At 62.6% G+C, this 15,917-nt stretch carries 15 protein-coding genes and 2 riboswitches; of the genes, 2 read left to right on the top strand and 13 right to left on the bottom strand.

Annotated features, from left to right (window positions below):
• Position 1: 1 nt before the first annotated feature.
• The 4 genes from prfA to NZ951_00675 all read right to left on the bottom strand — a co-directional run bounded on the left by prfA (position 2) and on the right by NZ951_00675 (position 3,216).
• A complete protein-coding gene (gene prfA / locus NZ951_00690; GenBank protein MCS7206448.1) occupies positions 2-1,114 on the bottom strand; it encodes a peptide chain release factor 1 in 1,113 nt (370 codons plus the stop codon).
• A gap of 61 nt (positions 1,115-1,175) precedes the next feature.
• The gene (thpR, locus tag NZ951_00685) at positions 1,176-1,769 is read right to left on the bottom strand and encodes an RNA 2',3'-cyclic phosphodiesterase (protein MCS7206447.1); all 594 of its coding nucleotides are present in this window, start codon (positions 1,767-1,769) and stop codon (positions 1,176-1,178) included.
• Between the two features lie 64 nt (positions 1,770-1,833).
• On the bottom strand, positions 1,834-2,688 hold the full coding sequence (locus NZ951_00680; GenBank protein ID MCS7206446.1) for an amidohydrolase: 855 nt from the start codon (positions 2,686-2,688) through the stop codon (positions 1,834-1,836).
• Positions 2,689-2,694: 6 nt separating this feature from the next.
• The gene (locus tag NZ951_00675) at positions 2,695-3,216 is read right to left on the bottom strand and encodes an NUDIX domain-containing protein (GenBank protein MCS7206445.1); all 522 of its coding nucleotides are present in this window, start codon (positions 3,214-3,216) and stop codon (positions 2,695-2,697) included.
• 83 nt (positions 3,217-3,299) lie between these two features.
• Here NZ951_00675 and NZ951_00670 point away from each other — a divergent pair, with 83 nt between their 5' ends.
• Positions 3,300-4,733: an aspartate aminotransferase family protein gene (locus NZ951_00670; GenBank protein MCS7206444.1), complete on the top strand. Its 1,434-nt coding sequence runs from the start codon at positions 3,300-3,302 to the stop codon at positions 4,731-4,733.
• A gap of 42 nt (positions 4,734-4,775) precedes the next feature.
• Here the strand turns inward: NZ951_00670 and NZ951_00665 are convergent, their stop codons facing one another.
• The 3 genes from NZ951_00665 to NZ951_00655 are packed head-to-tail and all read right to left on the bottom strand — an operon-like array spanning position 4,776 to position 8,274.
• The gene (locus NZ951_00665; protein MCS7206443.1) at positions 4,776-6,059 is read right to left on the bottom strand and encodes an ABC transporter ATP-binding protein; all 1,284 of its coding nucleotides are present in this window, start codon (positions 6,057-6,059) and stop codon (positions 4,776-4,778) included.
• A 3-nt stretch (positions 6,060-6,062) separates the two neighbouring features.
• Positions 6,063-7,181: an ABC transporter substrate-binding protein gene (locus NZ951_00660; GenBank protein ID MCS7206442.1), complete on the bottom strand. Its 1,119-nt coding sequence runs from the start codon at positions 7,179-7,181 to the stop codon at positions 6,063-6,065.
• Between the two features lie 13 nt (positions 7,182-7,194).
• Positions 7,195-8,274, bottom strand: coding sequence for an iron ABC transporter permease (locus NZ951_00655; GenBank protein ID MCS7206441.1), 1,080 nt, complete (start codon positions 8,272-8,274; stop codon positions 7,195-7,197).
• 91 nt (positions 8,275-8,365) lie between these two features.
• Positions 8,366-8,553: riboswitch (cobalamin riboswitch) on the bottom strand.
• Positions 8,554-8,664: 111 nt separating this feature from the next.
• Between NZ951_00655 and NZ951_00650 the strand changes: the two genes are divergently transcribed.
• Positions 8,665-9,660, top strand: a complete 996-nt coding sequence (locus tag NZ951_00650; GenBank protein ID MCS7206440.1) for a D-glycerate dehydrogenase — start codon at positions 8,665-8,667, stop codon at positions 9,658-9,660.
• Positions 9,661-9,663: 3 nt separating this feature from the next.
• On the opposite strand, the gene thiD is transcribed toward NZ951_00650, so the two are convergent.
• The 6 genes from thiD to dnaK all read right to left on the bottom strand — a co-directional run bounded on the left by thiD (position 9,664) and on the right by dnaK (position 15,905).
• On the bottom strand, positions 9,664-10,473 hold the full coding sequence (thiD, locus tag NZ951_00645) for a bifunctional hydroxymethylpyrimidine kinase/phosphomethylpyrimidine kinase (GenBank protein ID MCS7206439.1): 810 nt from the start codon (positions 10,471-10,473) through the stop codon (positions 9,664-9,666).
• Positions 10,474-10,491: 18 nt separating this feature from the next.
• On the bottom strand, positions 10,492-11,154 hold the full coding sequence (locus NZ951_00640) for a TenA family protein (GenBank protein ID MCS7206438.1): 663 nt from the start codon (positions 11,152-11,154) through the stop codon (positions 10,492-10,494).
• An 11-nt stretch (positions 11,155-11,165) separates the two neighbouring features.
• A complete protein-coding gene (locus NZ951_00635) occupies positions 11,166-12,185 on the bottom strand; it encodes an ABC transporter substrate-binding protein (protein MCS7206437.1) in 1,020 nt (339 codons plus the stop codon).
• Positions 12,170-12,970 (bottom strand): ABC transporter permease, encoded by an 801-nt coding sequence (locus tag NZ951_00630; protein ID MCS7206436.1) that lies wholly within the window; start codon positions 12,968-12,970, stop codon positions 12,170-12,172. The genes NZ951_00635 and NZ951_00630 overlap by 16 nt, the downstream gene beginning before the upstream one ends.
• Positions 12,967-13,740: an ABC transporter ATP-binding protein gene (locus NZ951_00625; protein MCS7206435.1), complete on the bottom strand. Its 774-nt coding sequence runs from the start codon at positions 13,738-13,740 to the stop codon at positions 12,967-12,969. The genes NZ951_00630 and NZ951_00625 overlap by 4 nt, the downstream gene beginning before the upstream one ends.
• 91 nt (positions 13,741-13,831) lie before the next feature.
• Positions 13,832-13,946: riboswitch (TPP riboswitch) on the bottom strand.
• 60 nt (positions 13,947-14,006) lie between these two features.
• Entirely contained in the window at positions 14,007-15,905 is a 1,899-nt protein-coding gene (gene dnaK / locus NZ951_00620; GenBank protein ID MCS7206434.1) for a molecular chaperone DnaK, read from the bottom strand.
• Positions 15,906-15,917: the final 12 nt, after the last annotated feature.

Here is a 15,917-nt window from a genome sequence, read left to right as displayed (position 1 = left end):
ATCACCCGTCGGGAGGGGCAGGCGCAGAGGCTAACACTTGCTCCAAACGCTGGGCCTGCTCCCGAGCCATCAAGGCGTCAATGAGGGGGTCTAGCTCCCCATCTAGGACAGCCTGCAAGTTATGCACCGTTAGGTCGACGCGGTGATCGGTTACCCTGTCCTGGGGAAAGTTGTAGGTGCGCACTTTTTCGGCGCGCTCGCCCGTACCCACCTGCAGACGGCGCTGGGCGGCCACCTCCTCCTCACGCCGCCGACGCTCCAGTTCGTAAAGCCGTGCCCGAAGAATTTGCAAGGCCCGCTGGCGGTTCTGGTATTGGGAGCGCTCCTCTTGGCAGGAGACCACGATGCCCGTGGGGATATGGGTGATACGCACGGCGGTCTCAACCTTTTGCACATTCTGTCCCCCGTGTCCGCCGGCGCGGAAGGTCTCTATGCGCAGGTCCTCGGGGTTGATGTGTACATCCACCTCCTCCGCCTCGGGGAGCACAGCCACCGTCACGGTGGAGGTGTGGATGCGTCCACTGGCTTCGGTGACCGGCACCCGCTGCACACGGTGCACGCCTGACTCGTGTTTCAGGTGGCTGTAGGCCCCTTTGCCCCGCACTTCAAAGATAATCTCTTTAAAGCCACCCAAGCCCGTCTCGTTGCGGTCAACCACGCTGACCTTCCACCCCTTCCTCTGGGCATAGCGTTCATACATACGGAACAGATCGGCGGCAAACAAGGCTGCCTCTTCCCCACCGGCTCCTGCCCGAATCTCGACGAACACATCCCGCTCGTCGTTGGGGTCGCGAGGCAGAAGAGCAAGGCGCAGAGACTGCTCCAGGCGCTCCTGCTCCTGCTCCAAGCGCTGGGACTCCTCCTTGGCCAGGGTGCGTAAGGCCTCGTCCTCGCTCTCCCGCATTAAAGCGCGGGCCTCGCCGAGGTCTTTGAGAACACGCTGATAGGAGCGGTACAAGCCCACCACCTCTTCCAAAGACGCCCGCTCCTTGGCCAATGCCGAAAGGCGCTGGGGGTCTTGAGCCACGTGCGGCGTGGCCAGTTCCCGCTCCAGCGCCTCCATGCGTTGTGCCAGAGCCTCTAAACGGGTGAGAAGGGCGGTGGATAAAGGCATTCGGCGCCTTGCGCTCTCCGCGTCTGAAAACCATGATAGCAAGATACGGCTGTGCCTGCCCCTAGGTGGAGCGGGATTGACCCAGGAGCCAGGTCTTCAGGCAGCGGTAACGGGCCCCCTGGGGGGTGAGGGTACTCTGCATTAGGCTCAAGCGCCCCACGCCGAAGGAAAGGTCGGGGGGCAGATCCACCTGTCCGAAGGCCTGCCCGATACGCCGGCGCTCGTGGGGCGGCAGGCCCTCCCGCACGCGCCCTATGGTCAGATGGGGGGTGAAGCGACGCTCCTCCCGGGGGAAACCGAGCGAGACGGTGCCGTGCTCCACAGCCTGCTGCAGCCGACCTAGCGACTCCAGATCCCCTTCCAGGCCCGCCCATAGCACCCGTGGGGCAGCCAGGGAGGGAAAGGCCCCCACCCTGGACACCCGAAACGCCAGGGGTCCACACGCCTGGGCAGCCCTGCTCAGCTGCTCGGTGAGCATCGGAAGCCGTTCAACGGGCACATCGCCAAGGAACTTTAGGGTCACGTGGATGCCCTCGGGATCTACCCACTTCACCATCCTTTCCGTCCTGCGCAGAGGTGTCCATACCGAGGCCAGAGCCTGCTGGACAGCCTCGGGGAGTTCCAGAGCGACAAAGAGGCGCAAGGTCTCACCCATCCCCTACTCTCCTAAAAAGGATGATAGCATTCTTGGCCGGCAAGGGTTGGGGCGAGATGAGGGCTCACTTACTCTCGTGGGAATGCAAGAGGCGGTAAGCATTACCGCCGAGCACGAGAGCCTGTTCCTGGGGTGTAAGGCCCCCTTCCGCCAAGTGGCGCAGGGCACGGGGATAGCCCAACAAGGGGAAATCGGTGGCGAAAAGGACACGCTCCACGCCCACCAGGTCTACCACACTCCGATACACACGCGGGGTATAGAGGAAGGGAGTCGCAGCGGAATCAAAATAGGTGTCTTGTAGCGCCTGGGCTACCTCGGGCATCAGGGTGTAAAAGGGCAATCCGCCCCCCATATGGGCAAACACGATAGGGATGCCCGTAAAAACGCGACGAATGTGCAGGAGGCGGTCGGGGGTGGTCTTCCCCTTGCCTGGGTAAAGGTGGCCCACCGGCTCCGAAGCGTGCACTAGGAGGATAAGGCGATACTGGCGCAGGAGACTCGCTAACGCTTGCAGATAAGCATCGGCGTCCGTGTCCCACCACCCTTGGGGGTCGGGGTGCAGTTCCCCGACACCCCGTGCCCCACCCTGAGCACACCGCTCCACCTCCCGCAAAGCCTCCTCACCCCATAGGGGGTTGATCGATATAAAGGGGATAAGGCGCTGGGGCCAACGGGCATAGGATTCCAAAATATAGTCGTTGCACTGGCGAGCAAGAGCCAAGTTTGTCCACCCCATTCCTGCCACCACCGCCCTATGCATCTCGGCACTGTCCAGGGCTGCGAGGAGGTCTTCCACCCCGGCCATGCGGGCGCGGGGGTGAGCAAACAGCTGGGCGAAGGTTGCATCCCGCTCAACCCAATAGGCCCGTAGATTCTGGACTGAGGGAGGGAGGATGTGGGTATGGGCATCCACGCGCATAGACCTTCAGGAATCTGACGCAACTCTCTGTGCCGTGAGGCGCAGCACCTCCGCCCAATGAGGCCAGTGCACCAGGCCGACGGCCTCCTCCAGGGTCGCCCAACGATACGCCACATGCTCAAAACTGAGACGGACGGTGCTCTGGGCAGGCACCTCCAGAGCGAAGTACGGCTCTATATATGTGCGCCCTCTGGCATGAAAGGTGTGGGTATAGCCAAGGTCTACCATCGTAAGGAAGGTTTCAATCCCTGTCTCCTCCCGTGTCTCCCGACAGGCGGCCTGGGCAAAGGTCTCCCCCGCCTCCACACTGCCGGTGATGAGTGTCCACCATCCCCCCTTACGGGCGGGGCGTTGCAAAAGCAGATATCGCAGGCCTCCCTCCACGCTTCGCTGGAAGACCACCACCCCCACCTTCCGAGCACCCGCGCCTGCCCACACACCTTGACCTTCTTGAAAACCGTTTTTCACCTCGTGCACGGTGGGCACAATCCCCCCGCCCCCTCTGATCCCCTTCAAGGGGCTGTCCATAAACTATACCATGCCCTGGACAGAAGGCGAAGGAGAGTGTAACATAAGCCACAAGTCCGGCACAGACTACGCAAGGAGGGGGTATGGCACGCCGTCCCACGCGGAGGGGCCCCGTTGCAGAAACTGCAACCCTTCCCGAGTACCAGATGGACGCAGAACATCTGCGTCGCACCGCTTTGGAGTATTTGTGGATCTACTTAAGAGAGCCTTCGGAGATGGCCGAAAAGGGGGAACCACGCATTTTTGTCGAGGGGCACGGGGTTAAGGTCAAGGACATCACCGGGAAGGAGTATATCGACGGCCTCGCGGGGCTTTGGCTCAAGAACATCGGCTACGGGCGCAAAGAGGTGGCCGACGCCGCCTATCAGCAGATGCTCAAACTCACATACCATCCTGCCGGCACCACCACCGTGCCCACCATCTTGCTGGCGGAGAGACTCGCCCAAATCACCCCGAACCTCACCCGCTGCTTTTTTGTAAGCGGGGGAAGCGAAGCCGTGGAGACCGCTCTCAAACTGGCCCGCGCCTACCATGTGCGGCGGGGCGAACGGGGGCGCTACAAGATCATCTCCCGCAAGCACTCCTACCACGGGGCTACGGGTGCTGCCATGTGGTTGGGAGGCGGGATGGGGGCTGCTGCCGGCCGTTCCGATTATGAGCCCGCCTATCCGGGGATGCTGTATGCACCCCAACCCCTGCCCTATCGTTGCGAGTTCGGGGCCAAATCCCCCTCCGAATGCGCCGAGAAGTGCGCCAAGGCGGTGGAGGACCTCATCCTTTTTCACGGCCCCGAGACCGTTGCCGCCTTCATCGGGGAGCCTATCGCCGCACCCCCAGGTGTCGCCGTGCCGGGCGATGAATACTGGCCCCGCATCCGCGAGATCTGCGATAAGTACGGCGTCGTCCTCATCGTGGACGAGGTCATCTGTGGGTTCGGGCGCACGGGCAAATGGTTCGGCATCCAGCACTGGGGTATCCAGCCCGATATTATGACCGTGGCTAAGGGCATCACCTCGGGCTATATCCCGATGGGTGCGGTCATCGCCCGTAAGGAGATCGTGGAACCCTTCATCGGCTCCGAGAAAACCCAGTTCCGCCATATCCTCACCTTTGGCGGTCACCCTGTCGCGGCCGCAGCGGCCCTGAAGAACCTGGAGATCCTGGAGAAAGAGAAACTGGTGGAGAACGCGGCACGCATGGGGCGCTACCTGCTCGAGCAACTGGAGGACCTGAAGGAGCGCCACCCCATTATCGGCGATGTGCGGGGCAAAGGCCTTCTGGCAGGTATAGAACTGGTGCGCGACCGTAAGAGCAAAGAGCGCTGGCCCCCGGAGGCCAACCTGCGCGACCGCTTCTACAGCAAGTTCCTGCGGGAGGGCCTTTACCTGCGCCCCTACACCGATGTCATCTCCCTTTCGCCGCCTCTGTGCATCACCAAGTCCGAGGTGGATGCTATCTGCCACGTTTTGGATGTGGCCATCGGCGAGGTGGAGGACGAACTGGGGGTCAAGCGCTAGGGCATACGCACACGCACACCGCAGGGGACTCGGTGCCCCTTTTTAGCACGCACCCCCCGCGTTCCCTACGGGTGCAGGCGCCCCCTCCCACTGCTGCAAAAAAGTCAGCACATCCCGAGGGGACCTACATCGTGCGGTGGGTGTAAGGCTCTGGAAAACCCGCTCCGCCACACCCCCAGTAAAATCCCGGGTGGCGAACAGGCCGTCCTCTATAGAGATGAAGCGTCGTGCCCCTCCCAGCGCCTGTAAGTTACGGAGGTTGTTGGGGCCGAAGGGCACGCTACACAGCACAGCCACATCCGCTTGGGCAACAAGCTCCTCATGCCTTTCATGGGCCTGGTCGTCCACTGGGCTGAAGGCGGGGATGGGGATAAAAGGGATACCCAACGCGGAGGCGACCACCCGATCCGTATCGCCTTCCCCGAGAGGGCATACGGTTACCATGTAGCCCTCCCGCCATAGCAGGTAGAGGAGGTGGGCCCCGCTCCCCCCTCCACAGACCACATGCACCCGCAGGCCCTTTTCCGCCCGTGGGCGCATCGTGTCAGTAGGCGTTACCACTAATCGTTGGGTTGCGGGGTCCTGGTAGATCAGGGCTGTAACTCCAAAAACGCGTTGGAGCAGGTCTGGCGTCAGAATATGTTGGGGGCAACCGTCGGCAACGACCCGACCCCGCTGCAGGACCACCAGGCGGTGGCAATAGGCCGCCGCCAGTTCGAGATTGTGCACTGCGGCAATAGCCGTCAGCCCGTGCTCCGCCATCGCCCGCACCATCCCCATGACCTTCACCTGGTGCTGGATGTCCAAGTTGGCGATAGGTTCATCCAGCAACAGCAGCGGGGCCTGCTGGGCCAAAGCCCGTGCAAGGAACACCCGCTGGCGCTCCCCCCCCGATAGAGTAGTTACAGCACGCTGGGCAAAGGCCTCGGTCTCCGTTTGGCGCATAGCCTCCAGGGCTATTTGCCTATCCCGTTCCCCTTCCACCTGGAATGGCCCCAGATGGGGGTAGCGCCCCATGAGCACCACTTCTAAAGCCGTGAAAGAGAAAGTGTCGGGAATCCCTTGAGGCAGATAGCCCACCCGGCGCGCCACCTCACGGGGGGACAGACTGCTCAAGGCCTGACCGTCCAGCACAATGGCTCCCTTCTGGGCGCGCAAGATGCCCAGAATCGTCCGCAGAAGGGTCGTCTTGCCTGCGCCGTTCGGCCCCACGAGGCCGATGAACTCCCCGCGCCCCGCCCGCAGGCTCACCTCCTCCAAGAGCAGGCGAGCCTGAACTTGGACGCTCACCCCCTGCACTTCCAACGCAGGAGCGTTTATCGCCACGACCTACCTCCCTGAAGGCACCAGCAGGGCAGTGCGGGGCTCCATCAACGGTAGGGGAGGAAACTCCCGTCCGCCTAGCGCATCGGGCCAGAGCAGTTTAGCCACCTCTTCGGCCCCCCGAATGTTGAAGGGGCTCAGGGTCCCAAAGTACTTGGGCGGCACGGGATAAACGCGCTTATGGCGAATAGCGGACACATTGGCCAAAGCCGCATCCGTCAAAAGGCGCTGACGGAAGGCTTCCGCATCCTCTGCCTTCTGGGGAATGATGATGACATCGGGGTTCATCGACACGATGCTCTCCACACTAATGATGCCAGGCGGCGTGATGCCCGCTTCGGCAGCGGCATTGATGCCCCCTGCCATACCGATGATCATTCCGGCGATGGAGCCGCGGGCGGCAGCGTAGATCTGACCTCCGAAAGAGAATACCGATAACACACGGGGGCGCGGCGCCCCGGCGGGAATGGCGTCTTCCAGCGCCTTCAGGCGTGCCCGCAGAAGGCGCTCCACCTGACGGGCGCGCTCCTCCTCGCCCAGAACGTACCCCACGAAAAGGATATCCTCAAAGATACCCTCCACTTCATAGCGTTGAGGCACCTGCACAATGGGCACCCCCGCCCGCTGAATGGCTTGCACCAGATTGGCCGGGTCAAAGCGGGCGGCCAGCACCAGTTCAGGGCGCTGGGCGATGATAGCCTCCGGCTCCCACCCGACCCCTCGCGCTCTTTGGGCAAGGTGGGCCACATTAGAGTAGGTTGCGTCTTGAGCCGCCTGGTTAATGGATGGCACCCTCTCCGGGGGCACCAGCAAATACACGACTTCCGCTAGACCACCCGAAAGGGGATGAATGTTTTGGGGCTTGGAGGGGATGCGGACCCGTCCGTTCAGGCCCTCTACCTCCCGCGGCCAGCCGAAGTTGGTGGGATCCACAATCCCCCGCACACCCACCCAAGCATTGGGCGTTGGAGTTGGGATAGGGGTCGGTGTCGGGGTCGGTATTGGGGTCGGTGTAAGGCGTGGTGGAGGAGACGGCGTCGGTGTAGGAGGAGCTGCGGGACGGGCACACGCCCCTATCCACACCGCCAGAAGGATCATCATCCCGAGCACAGTGCCGATGCGCATACCACCCTCCTGACTAGCCTATGTGGCCTTTGTGTTTCATCCGAAGCAGAAGGAACAGGAAAAAGGGTGCCCCCACCAGGGAGGTAATAACCCCTACCCGCACCTCGGCGGGAGCAACCGCCGTCCGCGCGATAGTATCGGCTAATACGAGGAACGCTGCACCCGCTAAACCACTGAGGGGCAAAATGATGCGGTTGTCGGGTCCGAACACCAGGCGCAGAGCATGGGGCACCACCAGTCCCACAAAGGCTATGCTCCCACTCACCGCCACCGCCACACCCGTTACCAGCGAGGCGAGGGTCAAAAGGAGCATCCGCACCACGCCCACGCGCACCCCTAAGGCGCGCGCCTGATCATCGCCCAGCAGGAGCAGGTTCAGCTCCCGGGCCAAGCCCACTATCACGCCGGTGCCCCCGAGGATAAAGGGGAACGCCAAACGGACGTGGTGCCAGCCCCGTCCTTCCAGCCCGCCCAGAAGCCAATAAAGCGCCCCCCGCAAGGCGTCGCTATACGGCGACAGGGCCATGAGCACAAAGGAGAGGAGCGCACCCAGGAAGGCGCTGATGGCCACCCCCGCCAGCAAAAGGGTTGTGGGGGATGGGCGGCCCCCCAGCCAAGCGAGGGCATATACCGCCAGCATAGCCCCCATCGCCCCCGTGAAGGCACACAACGGCAAGCCCAAAGTGAACCGTTGTCCAAGCCCCGTGGCGATAGCAACCACCGCCCCCAGCGCCGCCCCAGCCGAAACGCCCAACACCCCGGGATCCGCCAAAGGGTTGCGGAAAACCCCTTGCATCGTGGCCCCGGAGACGGCCAAAGCCATCCCTACCAATGCCCCGACCACGATGCGGGGCAGGCGCAGGTGCAGCAGGACGGCTTCGTGGGTCGGGTCGGGGGCCTCCAGGCTTATGCCTAAAGGCGAAAGAGCGATGGCGCCTATAGAGGCGAGGGGAATAGCCACTGGCCCGACGGCCAGCGACGCCAGGCCCACACCCACCAGAATAAGGCCTAGTGCCCCTCCACCCACCCCCAACCGCACCGCCAAACCCAGTGGCGCCCCGTCAGCCGTCCGGGCTACAGAGGCCTGGGCCATTTCAGCCCCCCTCCATGCGCAGGAAGGGAGAGGCTGGGCCCCTGACCACTCGAAACAGCACCCATAGGCAACCCCCTTTGGAGCGAAGGTTGGTTACCTTTTCTGGTCAGGCAGGTCTCCTGGCTTGCGGGGCAAGGAGATGTGCTGAGGCCTTCCCATTGCCTCGGCAACAGTGGCCATCAGCCGGGGAAACCCCGCTCACAGTGGCGCCACCGCGGCGGATTCGCACCGCACTTCCCTATTCTCCCCGTGCGGGGCACCTGACCAGGTCTATGTAGTGGATGTAGAACCTTTGTACCACACCTCGGCAAAGGTGTCAAGACGCCCTTGGTAGTGGCATTGAAGTAGGGTTTCCGCTACGATTTGAGAAAACCCCCTCGGGAGGCCCGTATGCAGCGTCCAAAGGTCTATGTTACCCGCCGCCTTTTTCCTGAAGTCGTGCAACGCCTAGCCCAGGAGTGCCAGGTGAGTGTATGGGACAGCGACACCCCTGTCCCCCGTCCCGTCCTTCTTCGGGAGGCGCGGGACTGTGATGGCCTCCTGACCCTCCTCACTGAGCGCATCGACAAGGAACTGATGGATGGTGCGCCCCGCCTGCGGGTAGTGAGCAATATGGCCGTCGGCTATGACAACATTGACATCCCAGAGGCTACACGGCGGGGCATTCTGGTGGGCCATACCCCCCGTGTGCTCACCAAAACCACCGCAGACTTCGCCTGGGCGCTTCTAATGGCCGCCGCCCGCCTGGTGGTGCAGGGGGACAGGGATGTGCGTCAGGGGAAGTGGCGCACCTGGGAACCGTTGGGGTGGCTGGGGCAAGATGTGCACGGGGCTACTTTGGGCATCGTGGGTTTGGGGCAGATCGGCCTGGAAGTGGCCAAACGCGCCCAGGGGTTTGAGATGCGCATCTTATACTACGACTCTGTTCGGCGTTCCCCGGAAGAGGAGGCCCGCTACCGTCTGGAGTATGTGCCCACCCTAGAAGCGCTCCTGCCACAATGTGACTTTGTAACCCTGCATACCCCTCTGACCCCCCAAACCTACCACCTCATCGGTGCTCCCCAACTGCGCCTTATGAAGCCTACCGCCGTGCTCGTGAACACTTCACGGGGCAAGGTAGTGGATCAGAAAGCGCTGTATGAGGCCCTACGGGACGGCATCATTTGGGCGGCGGCCTTGGATGTAACGGAGGAGGAACCTATCCCCCCCAACGACCCCCTCCTCACCCTGCCCAACTGTATCATCACCCCCCACATCGCCAGTGCCAGCTTCGCCACCCGCAAGGCTATGGCCAACCTGGCCGTGGCCAACCTGCTGGCGGGCCTGAAAGGCCAACCCATGCCGGCGTGTGTCAACCCGGAGGCTGGTCAAAGGCAACCTGGCTAAACCTCACCTCTCGAGCAGGGGCCACAAGCGATAGAAGTGGTGCAAGGGGCCGTGCCCCCGCCCCAGGGGAAAGGCGCGCCGCATGGCAGTGGTTACATAGCGTTTTGCCCGGCGGATGGCCTCCAAGGGTGGCATCCCCTGAGCCAGCCCCGCCGCGATAGCGGAGGCGAAGGTGCATCCCGTCCCATGCGTGCTCGTGGTCTCTACACGGGGGGCGCGTAGGAGATGGAACTCCCGGCCGTCGTAGACCACATCAATGGCCGGCCCCCGCCGATGCCCGCCCTTCACCACGGCCACTTTTGCCCCCATCTGCACCAGGGCCTGCGCCGCCTGGCGCGCCTCTGAAAGGGTGGCAATGGGCATTCCCGTGAGGGCCTCGGCTTCAGGGATATTGGGAGTAACCACCGTCGCCAGGGGAAGCAGAACCGTTTGCAAAGCAGAGATAGCATCCTCGCGCAGAAGGCGGTCCCCGCTTTTGGCCACCATCACCGGGTCCACTACCAGGTTTGGTAGACGCCATTCGCGCACCTTCTGCGCCACCACGCCGATAATGGCGGCGTTGGCTAACATACCCGTTTTAACGGCATTCGGAGGGATGTCGGAGACAACGGTATCTATTTGGGCAGCGACGAAATCGGGGGGCACCTCGTGCACGGCCGTTACCCGTAGGGTGTTCTGGGCGGTCAGGGCAGTGATCACGCACGTGCCGTAGACCCCCAAAGCGGCGAAGGTCTTGAGGTCGGCCTGAATGCCTGCCCCACCTCCGGAGTCGGAGCCAGCGATAGTCATGGCAACGGGGACACGCTGCGTCATAGGCCCTCCTTGGGGGTCTCACGCCCTTTCGTCCTCATAGGCGGCATCCCAGAAGTGAATTTCGTGCAGCAAGGTCGCCGCGAAGACGCCCGCCACACCCTGACGCGCATTAGGAGCCAGGCTCGGTTCTAAAGCATCCAGGCGCTGGCGGAGCCATCCCACAAACTCGGTGAATGCGGGATTGCTATGCAAGTCCACCCATTCTCTATATATGGGGGTCTTGGGCAAACCATATCTATGCACCACCCGTTGTGCCCAGTCCAAATACGTCCACTCGGACACCGCCAATAGGGTCATCTGATAGTGAAAGGGGCTATTGTAGGCGATGCGCTCCATAAATGCCAAGTATGGTGCGACTTTCGGATGAGGACGGGTGGCCTCCACCTGGGCCTCGCTGATACCCCACTGGCGGAAAGCACGCCGAAAGAGGCCCTCCTCGCCGTCGGTAACCTGGGCTAAGAAGCCCGCCAGACGGCGCTTCGTGGGAAAATCGGGGGCTTTGGCAACCGTCAGAGACAGCAAGGTTACGAAGGACTTAAGAAACAGGTAATCCTGCAGAAAGTAGCGTTGGAACTTGAGCATGGGCAAAGTGTCCCGCCCCAGTTCCTGCACAAACGGGTGCTCCACCATGCGCTCCCATAGGGCGTGGTAGTTCTGGCGCAGGGTGTCGGAGAGGCCCATGCTGTTTTCTCCTAGCGTTCCCGTGTTAACTCTTGGATGAAGCGGTTGGTAAAGGCCTTGCTGGCGTCCACTGGGCGCTCCAATAGCCCCGTTGTCTGCATCCACGTGGCGAAAGTGGTCCACCGCTCAGCCGTCTGCCAGCCGAAGGCGGGGGCATCCTGCCACAAAGGGGCGAGAAGGCGGATGCCCTCCCGCTCCACCTTGGTATCCACCTGCGGGCTGGCCTTAGCGAGGGTGTCGACAGCCCCCGCGAGGTCTTGGGAAGCGTCCCGGTATCCCTTGACCACGGCACGCAGAAAGCGCTTCACCAGGTCGGGGCGTTCTGCCAAGGTCTTCTCGTTGGTAACCAACACCAGTTCATAAAAATCGGGCACACCCCACTGCTCCACCCGCAGAATGTTCACCGGAAAGCCCTGCTGTTCCAACACGATGGACTCGTGCACCCAATAGGCCCCGATAATAGCGTCCACCCGACGCCCTGCCAAGGCGGGCACCAAGTCAAAGCCGATGTTCACCAGTTCCACCTTGCTGAAATCTCCGCCGTCCTTCTCCACCATGCTTTTGAGCAGAGGCACATTCAGCGGGATGCCCGGATAGCCCACCTTTTTCCCCTCTAGGTGGCGGGGGCGTTGAATACCCGAATCCCGCAGGGCCATCACCGAGTTCAGGGGATGTTGAACCAATGCCGCCACCGACACTACTGGCACCCCCTGCGCACGGGCCAGAAGCACATCGGGCTGGTAACTGATCCCAAAGTCGTCTTTCCCGGCCCCGACGGTCTGCAACACAGTGGAGGGGTCGGCGGGGGTGTATATCTCCACCTCAAGACCCTCCTCACGGAAATAGCCCTTCTCTTGGGCCAGGAACAGGCCGGCATGGTTGGCCCAGGGATACCAATCCAAAGCGACACGCACCTTGGTCAGAGAGGGGGCGCGTTGACATCCTGTGGCGAGGGCTATCCCCAGCACCACAATAAGGCACATCACTCCCCATCTGTGCCCAGAAAAAACTTTCCTCACAGTGACTGCCATTTCAACGCCTCCTCACGCTTCATGCTGTAATGCCATGGAAGGCATAAGCGTTCGGCCCACACCACGGCTTGGAAAAGGGCGATACCCATACCCCCCAAGACCACCAAAATGGCGAACACCAAAGGTGTTTGGAAGCGGGGGACAGCCTGGGTCATCAGCCACCCCAGGCCGGCGCTGGCTCCCACCCATTCCCCAATGACAGCCCCAATCACACTCACAGTGGCGGCCACCTTCGCTCCCGAAAACAGATAGGGGAGCGCCCAGGGAAGGCTCACCTTGCTGAACACCTGCCAGCGCCGGGCCCCCATCGTCCGTAACAAGTTCACCAGGTCGGGGTCCACACTGCGCAGGCCATCCACGGTGTTCACGGTGATAGGGAAAAAGGAGATGATAGCCACCACGATGACTTTCATGGGCAGGTCGTACCCCACCCAGATGAGCAAAAGGGGGGCGATGGCGATGATAGGGATGGTCTGGGAAACGACCACCAAAGGGTACAGCGCCCGCTCCGCAACCCGCCAGTGAGCAATGGCCACGGCCGACGCTATCCCTGTGCACAACGCCACCCCGAAGCCGAATATCACCTCCTGGATGGTTATCCACGCGTGCCGGGCCAAAAGGTCTGCTCGCCTGACCAACTCTTGAGCGATGGCCGTGGGGGGTGGCAAAAGCCATCGGGGAACCCCCAGCCCCTGTGTTAGACCTTCCCACACAGCCAGGGACGCCCCCACCAATAGCAAGGGGGGGCCCCAGGCGGTCAGCCATTCCCGCCACCACCCTATCATCCTTTCCCCCTCTGGCCCGATGCTGTCTGGGCGATCAAAGCGAGAACCTGCTCCTTGAGGCGGATGAACGGAGGGCTGACCACCACATCCCGTCGGCGCGGGCGGGCGAGGTCCACCGCTACCACATTCTGCACGCGGGCGGGACGGGGGGTGAGCACCAGCACGCGGTCTGCAAGGAAAAGAGCCTCCTCCACATCGTGAGTTACGAGGAGCACCGTCAAGCGTAAGGTCTCCCACAGATCCGCCAGCCATTCCTGCAAACTGGCGCGGGTGAGGGCATCCAAGGCGCCAAACGGCTCATCGAGCAGCACCAGGGAGCGCCCCGCCAACACTGTGCGCAGAAATGCCACCCGATAGCGCATCCCCCCCGATAGGGCGAAGGGATACGCTTTCTCAAACCCTTTCAGCCCGAAGGTCTCCAGAAGCGCCAGGGCGCGGCGGCGGGCTTCGGCACGGGGCACCCCCTGCACCTCTAGGGGCAAAATGGCGTTGTCCACCACGGTGCGCCAGGGAAGAAGGAGGTCTTTTTGGTGCATATAGGCCGACAGCCCCAGGCGTGAGCGCGGCCGGCAACCATAAAGGGCAATGGTGCCCGCGGTGGGCTCCTCCAGGCCGGCGATGATGTTGAGGAGGGTGCTCTTGCCGCATCCGCTGGGGCCCAAAATGGCCACGAACTCGCCCGGGGCGACGGAGAAGGAGACCTTGTCCAGAACGGGCACCAGTGTGCCGTTGACGGCGTAGGTTTTGGTGACCTCGTGAAGGGCCACCACAGGTGTAGAGGCACTGTCCAGGGACGACCTCCCGACGCAGGCACACAAAAACGCCGCCCGCCAAGCAGAGGCGAGCGGCGCATGGGAATAGCCCCTCATCCGAGCCGGTTCCCTCCGCTGGCATTACCCAGATCAGGTTCGTGGGGTCGGCGGCATTACGGGCCGCCCTCTCAGCCTGGCTCTACCAGGCTCCCCCTCGGCAGGGCGCTCTTCAGTTGTTTGGGGCAAGTATAGCCCAGGCCTGCAGGCCTGTCAATGGGGTGGAGTTACACCGGCCGCCATTGCCCCTCCACCGTCCCACTGGGCGGGGGCTGCGGACCTCCAGGGCCCGATGGGCCAGCTCCCGGTGGGGGTGTGCCCGCCTGCTGGTAGATCCGGAGGCCGATCTGCTGCATAGCCGCCGAGAGGTCGGCCAGACGGCTCCGTATGGAGGCGATATCCTGGCCCTTGAGAGCCTCCCGCACGGCGTTGATCTTGTCTTGCACCTGCTTGGCGAGATCGCTGGGGATGCGCTCAGCGTGCTCCCTGAGGAGTTTTTCGGCCTGATAGGCCGTTTGATCGGCCTGGTTGCGCAGGTCCACCTCCTCCCGGCGGCGGCGATCCTCCTCAGCATAACGCTGGGCCTCCTGAATCATCCGCTCTATCTCGTCCTTAGTGAGGCCGGAAGAGGGCTGAATGACCATCTTCTGCTGACGGCCTGTGGCCATGTCTTTGGCCGATACCGTCAGAATGCCGTTGGCGTCGATGTCAAAGGTGACCTCGATCTTCGGAACGCCCCGGGGCGCAGGGAGGATACCGTCCAGGATGAACCGTCCGATGGACTTGTTGTCCCGAGCCATAGGACGCTCCCCTTGGAGCACGTGGATTTCCACACTCGGCTGGTTGTCGTCGGCGGTGGTGAACACCTCCGACTTGGAGGTGGGGATGGTCGTGTTACGGGGGATAAGGACATGGAACACCCCGCCCAAAGTCTCCACGCCTAAGGAGAGGGGGGTTACATCCAGCAGGAGGATGTCCCGCACCTCACCCTTGAGCACGGCCCCTTGGAGAGCAGCACCAATGGCCACCGCCTCGTCGGGGTTTACAGAGCGGTTCGGCTCTTTGCCGAAGATGTTACGCGCCTGGGCCTGCACAGCAGGCATGCGGGTCATGCCGCCCACCAGAATGACCTCGTCAATCTGCTCTGGGCGCAGTTTGGCATCCGCCAAGGCCTGCTGGCAAGGTGCCTTCAGGCGCTCTAACAGGTGGGCGGTCATCCGTTCCAACTGGGCGCGGGTGAGGGTGCGCACCAGGTGCTTGGGACCGCTGGCGTCGGCCGAGATGAAGGGCAGGTTGATCTCCGTTTGCGTGAGATTGGACAGTTCAATCTTGGCCTTCTCAGCCGCCTCCTTCAGACGCTGCAAGGCCATGCGGTCCTTGCGCAGGTCTATCCCCGTCTCCCGGCGAAACTCTTCAATGAGCCAGTCCATAATGGCCTGGTCAAAGTCGTCACCGCCCAGGTGGGTATCGCCGGCGGTGGACAGGACCTCAAACACGCCGTCACCCAGACGCAAGATGGTGATGTCAAAGGTGCCTCCACCCAGGTCGAACACGGCGATGGTGGCCTCCTTCCGCTTGTCCAGGCCGTAGGCCAGGGCGGAGGCGGTAGGCTCGTTGATGATGCGGAGCACATTCAGGCCAGCGATGCGTCCCGCGTCTTTGGTAGCCTGGCGCTGGGCGTCATTGAAATAGGCGGGGACCGTGATAACCGCCTCGGTAACTTTCTCGCCCAGTTTCGCCTCGGCATCGGCTTTGAGTTTCATGAGCACCATCGCCGAGATCTCCGGCGGGGCGTAGGCTTTGCCCCCCATCTCTACCCAGGCATCGCCGTTGGCCGCCCGAACGATTTTGTAGGGCAGACGCTTAATATCCTCCTGCACCGAGGGGTCATCATATTTGCGGCCCATGAGGCGCTTGACGGAGAAGATGGTGTTCTCGGGGTTGACGATGGCCTGACGGCGGGCGGGCCAGCCCACCAACCGCTCCCCCGTCTTGGGGTTGACGGCCACCACCGAGGGTGTCAGACGCTGGCCTTCCGCATTCTCCAATACCACCGGTTCGCCGCCGATAACGACGGCCATCACCGAGAAGGTTGTACCCAGGTCAATGCCAAGCACTTTGCCCATATGCTTCCTCCT

Source organism: Dehalococcoidia bacterium (assembly GCA_025060295.1).
Lineage (GTDB): Bacteria > Chloroflexota > Dehalococcoidia > Lucifugimonadales > HRBIN23 > HRBIN23.
This window is presented reverse-complemented; position numbering and strand designations above follow the sequence as displayed.

What these genes read in the sequence shown, in the direction of transcription:
- prfA (MCS7206448.1), bottom strand. Translation starts at nt 1,114, where the DNA reads ATGCCTTTATCCACCGCCCTTCTCACCCGTTTAGAGGCTCTGGCACAA.
- thpR (MCS7206447.1), bottom strand. Translation starts at nt 1,769, where the DNA reads ATGGGTGAGACCTTGCGCCTCTTTGTCGCTCTGGAACTCCCCGAGGCT.
- NZ951_00680 (MCS7206446.1), bottom strand. Translation starts at nt 2,688, where the DNA reads ATGCGCGTGGATGCCCATACCCACATCCTCCCTCCCTCAGTCCAGAAT.
- NZ951_00675 (MCS7206445.1), bottom strand. Translation starts at nt 3,216, where the DNA reads ATGGACAGCCCCTTGAAGGGGATCAGAGGGGGCGGGGGGATTGTGCCC.
- NZ951_00670 (MCS7206444.1), top strand. Translation starts at nt 3,300, where the DNA reads ATGGCACGCCGTCCCACGCGGAGGGGCCCCGTTGCAGAAACTGCAACC.
- NZ951_00660 (MCS7206442.1), bottom strand. Translation starts at nt 7,181, where the DNA reads ATGCGCATCGGCACTGTGCTCGGGATGATGATCCTTCTGGCGGTGTGG.
- NZ951_00655 (MCS7206441.1), bottom strand. Translation starts at nt 8,274, where the DNA reads ATGGCCCAGGCCTCTGTAGCCCGGACGGCTGACGGGGCGCCACTGGGT.
- NZ951_00650 (MCS7206440.1), top strand. Translation starts at nt 8,665, where the DNA reads ATGCAGCGTCCAAAGGTCTATGTTACCCGCCGCCTTTTTCCTGAAGTC.
- thiD (MCS7206439.1), bottom strand. Translation starts at nt 10,473, where the DNA reads ATGACGCAGCGTGTCCCCGTTGCCATGACTATCGCTGGCTCCGACTCC.
- NZ951_00640 (MCS7206438.1), bottom strand. Translation starts at nt 11,154, where the DNA reads ATGGGCCTCTCCGACACCCTGCGCCAGAACTACCACGCCCTATGGGAG.
- NZ951_00635 (MCS7206437.1), bottom strand. Translation starts at nt 12,185, where the DNA reads ATGGCAGTCACTGTGAGGAAAGTTTTTTCTGGGCACAGATGGGGAGTG.
- NZ951_00630 (MCS7206436.1), bottom strand. Translation starts at nt 12,970, where the DNA reads ATGATAGGGTGGTGGCGGGAATGGCTGACCGCCTGGGGCCCCCCCTTG.
- dnaK (MCS7206434.1), bottom strand. Translation starts at nt 15,905, where the DNA reads ATGGGCAAAGTGCTTGGCATTGACCTGGGTACAACCTTCTCGGTGATG.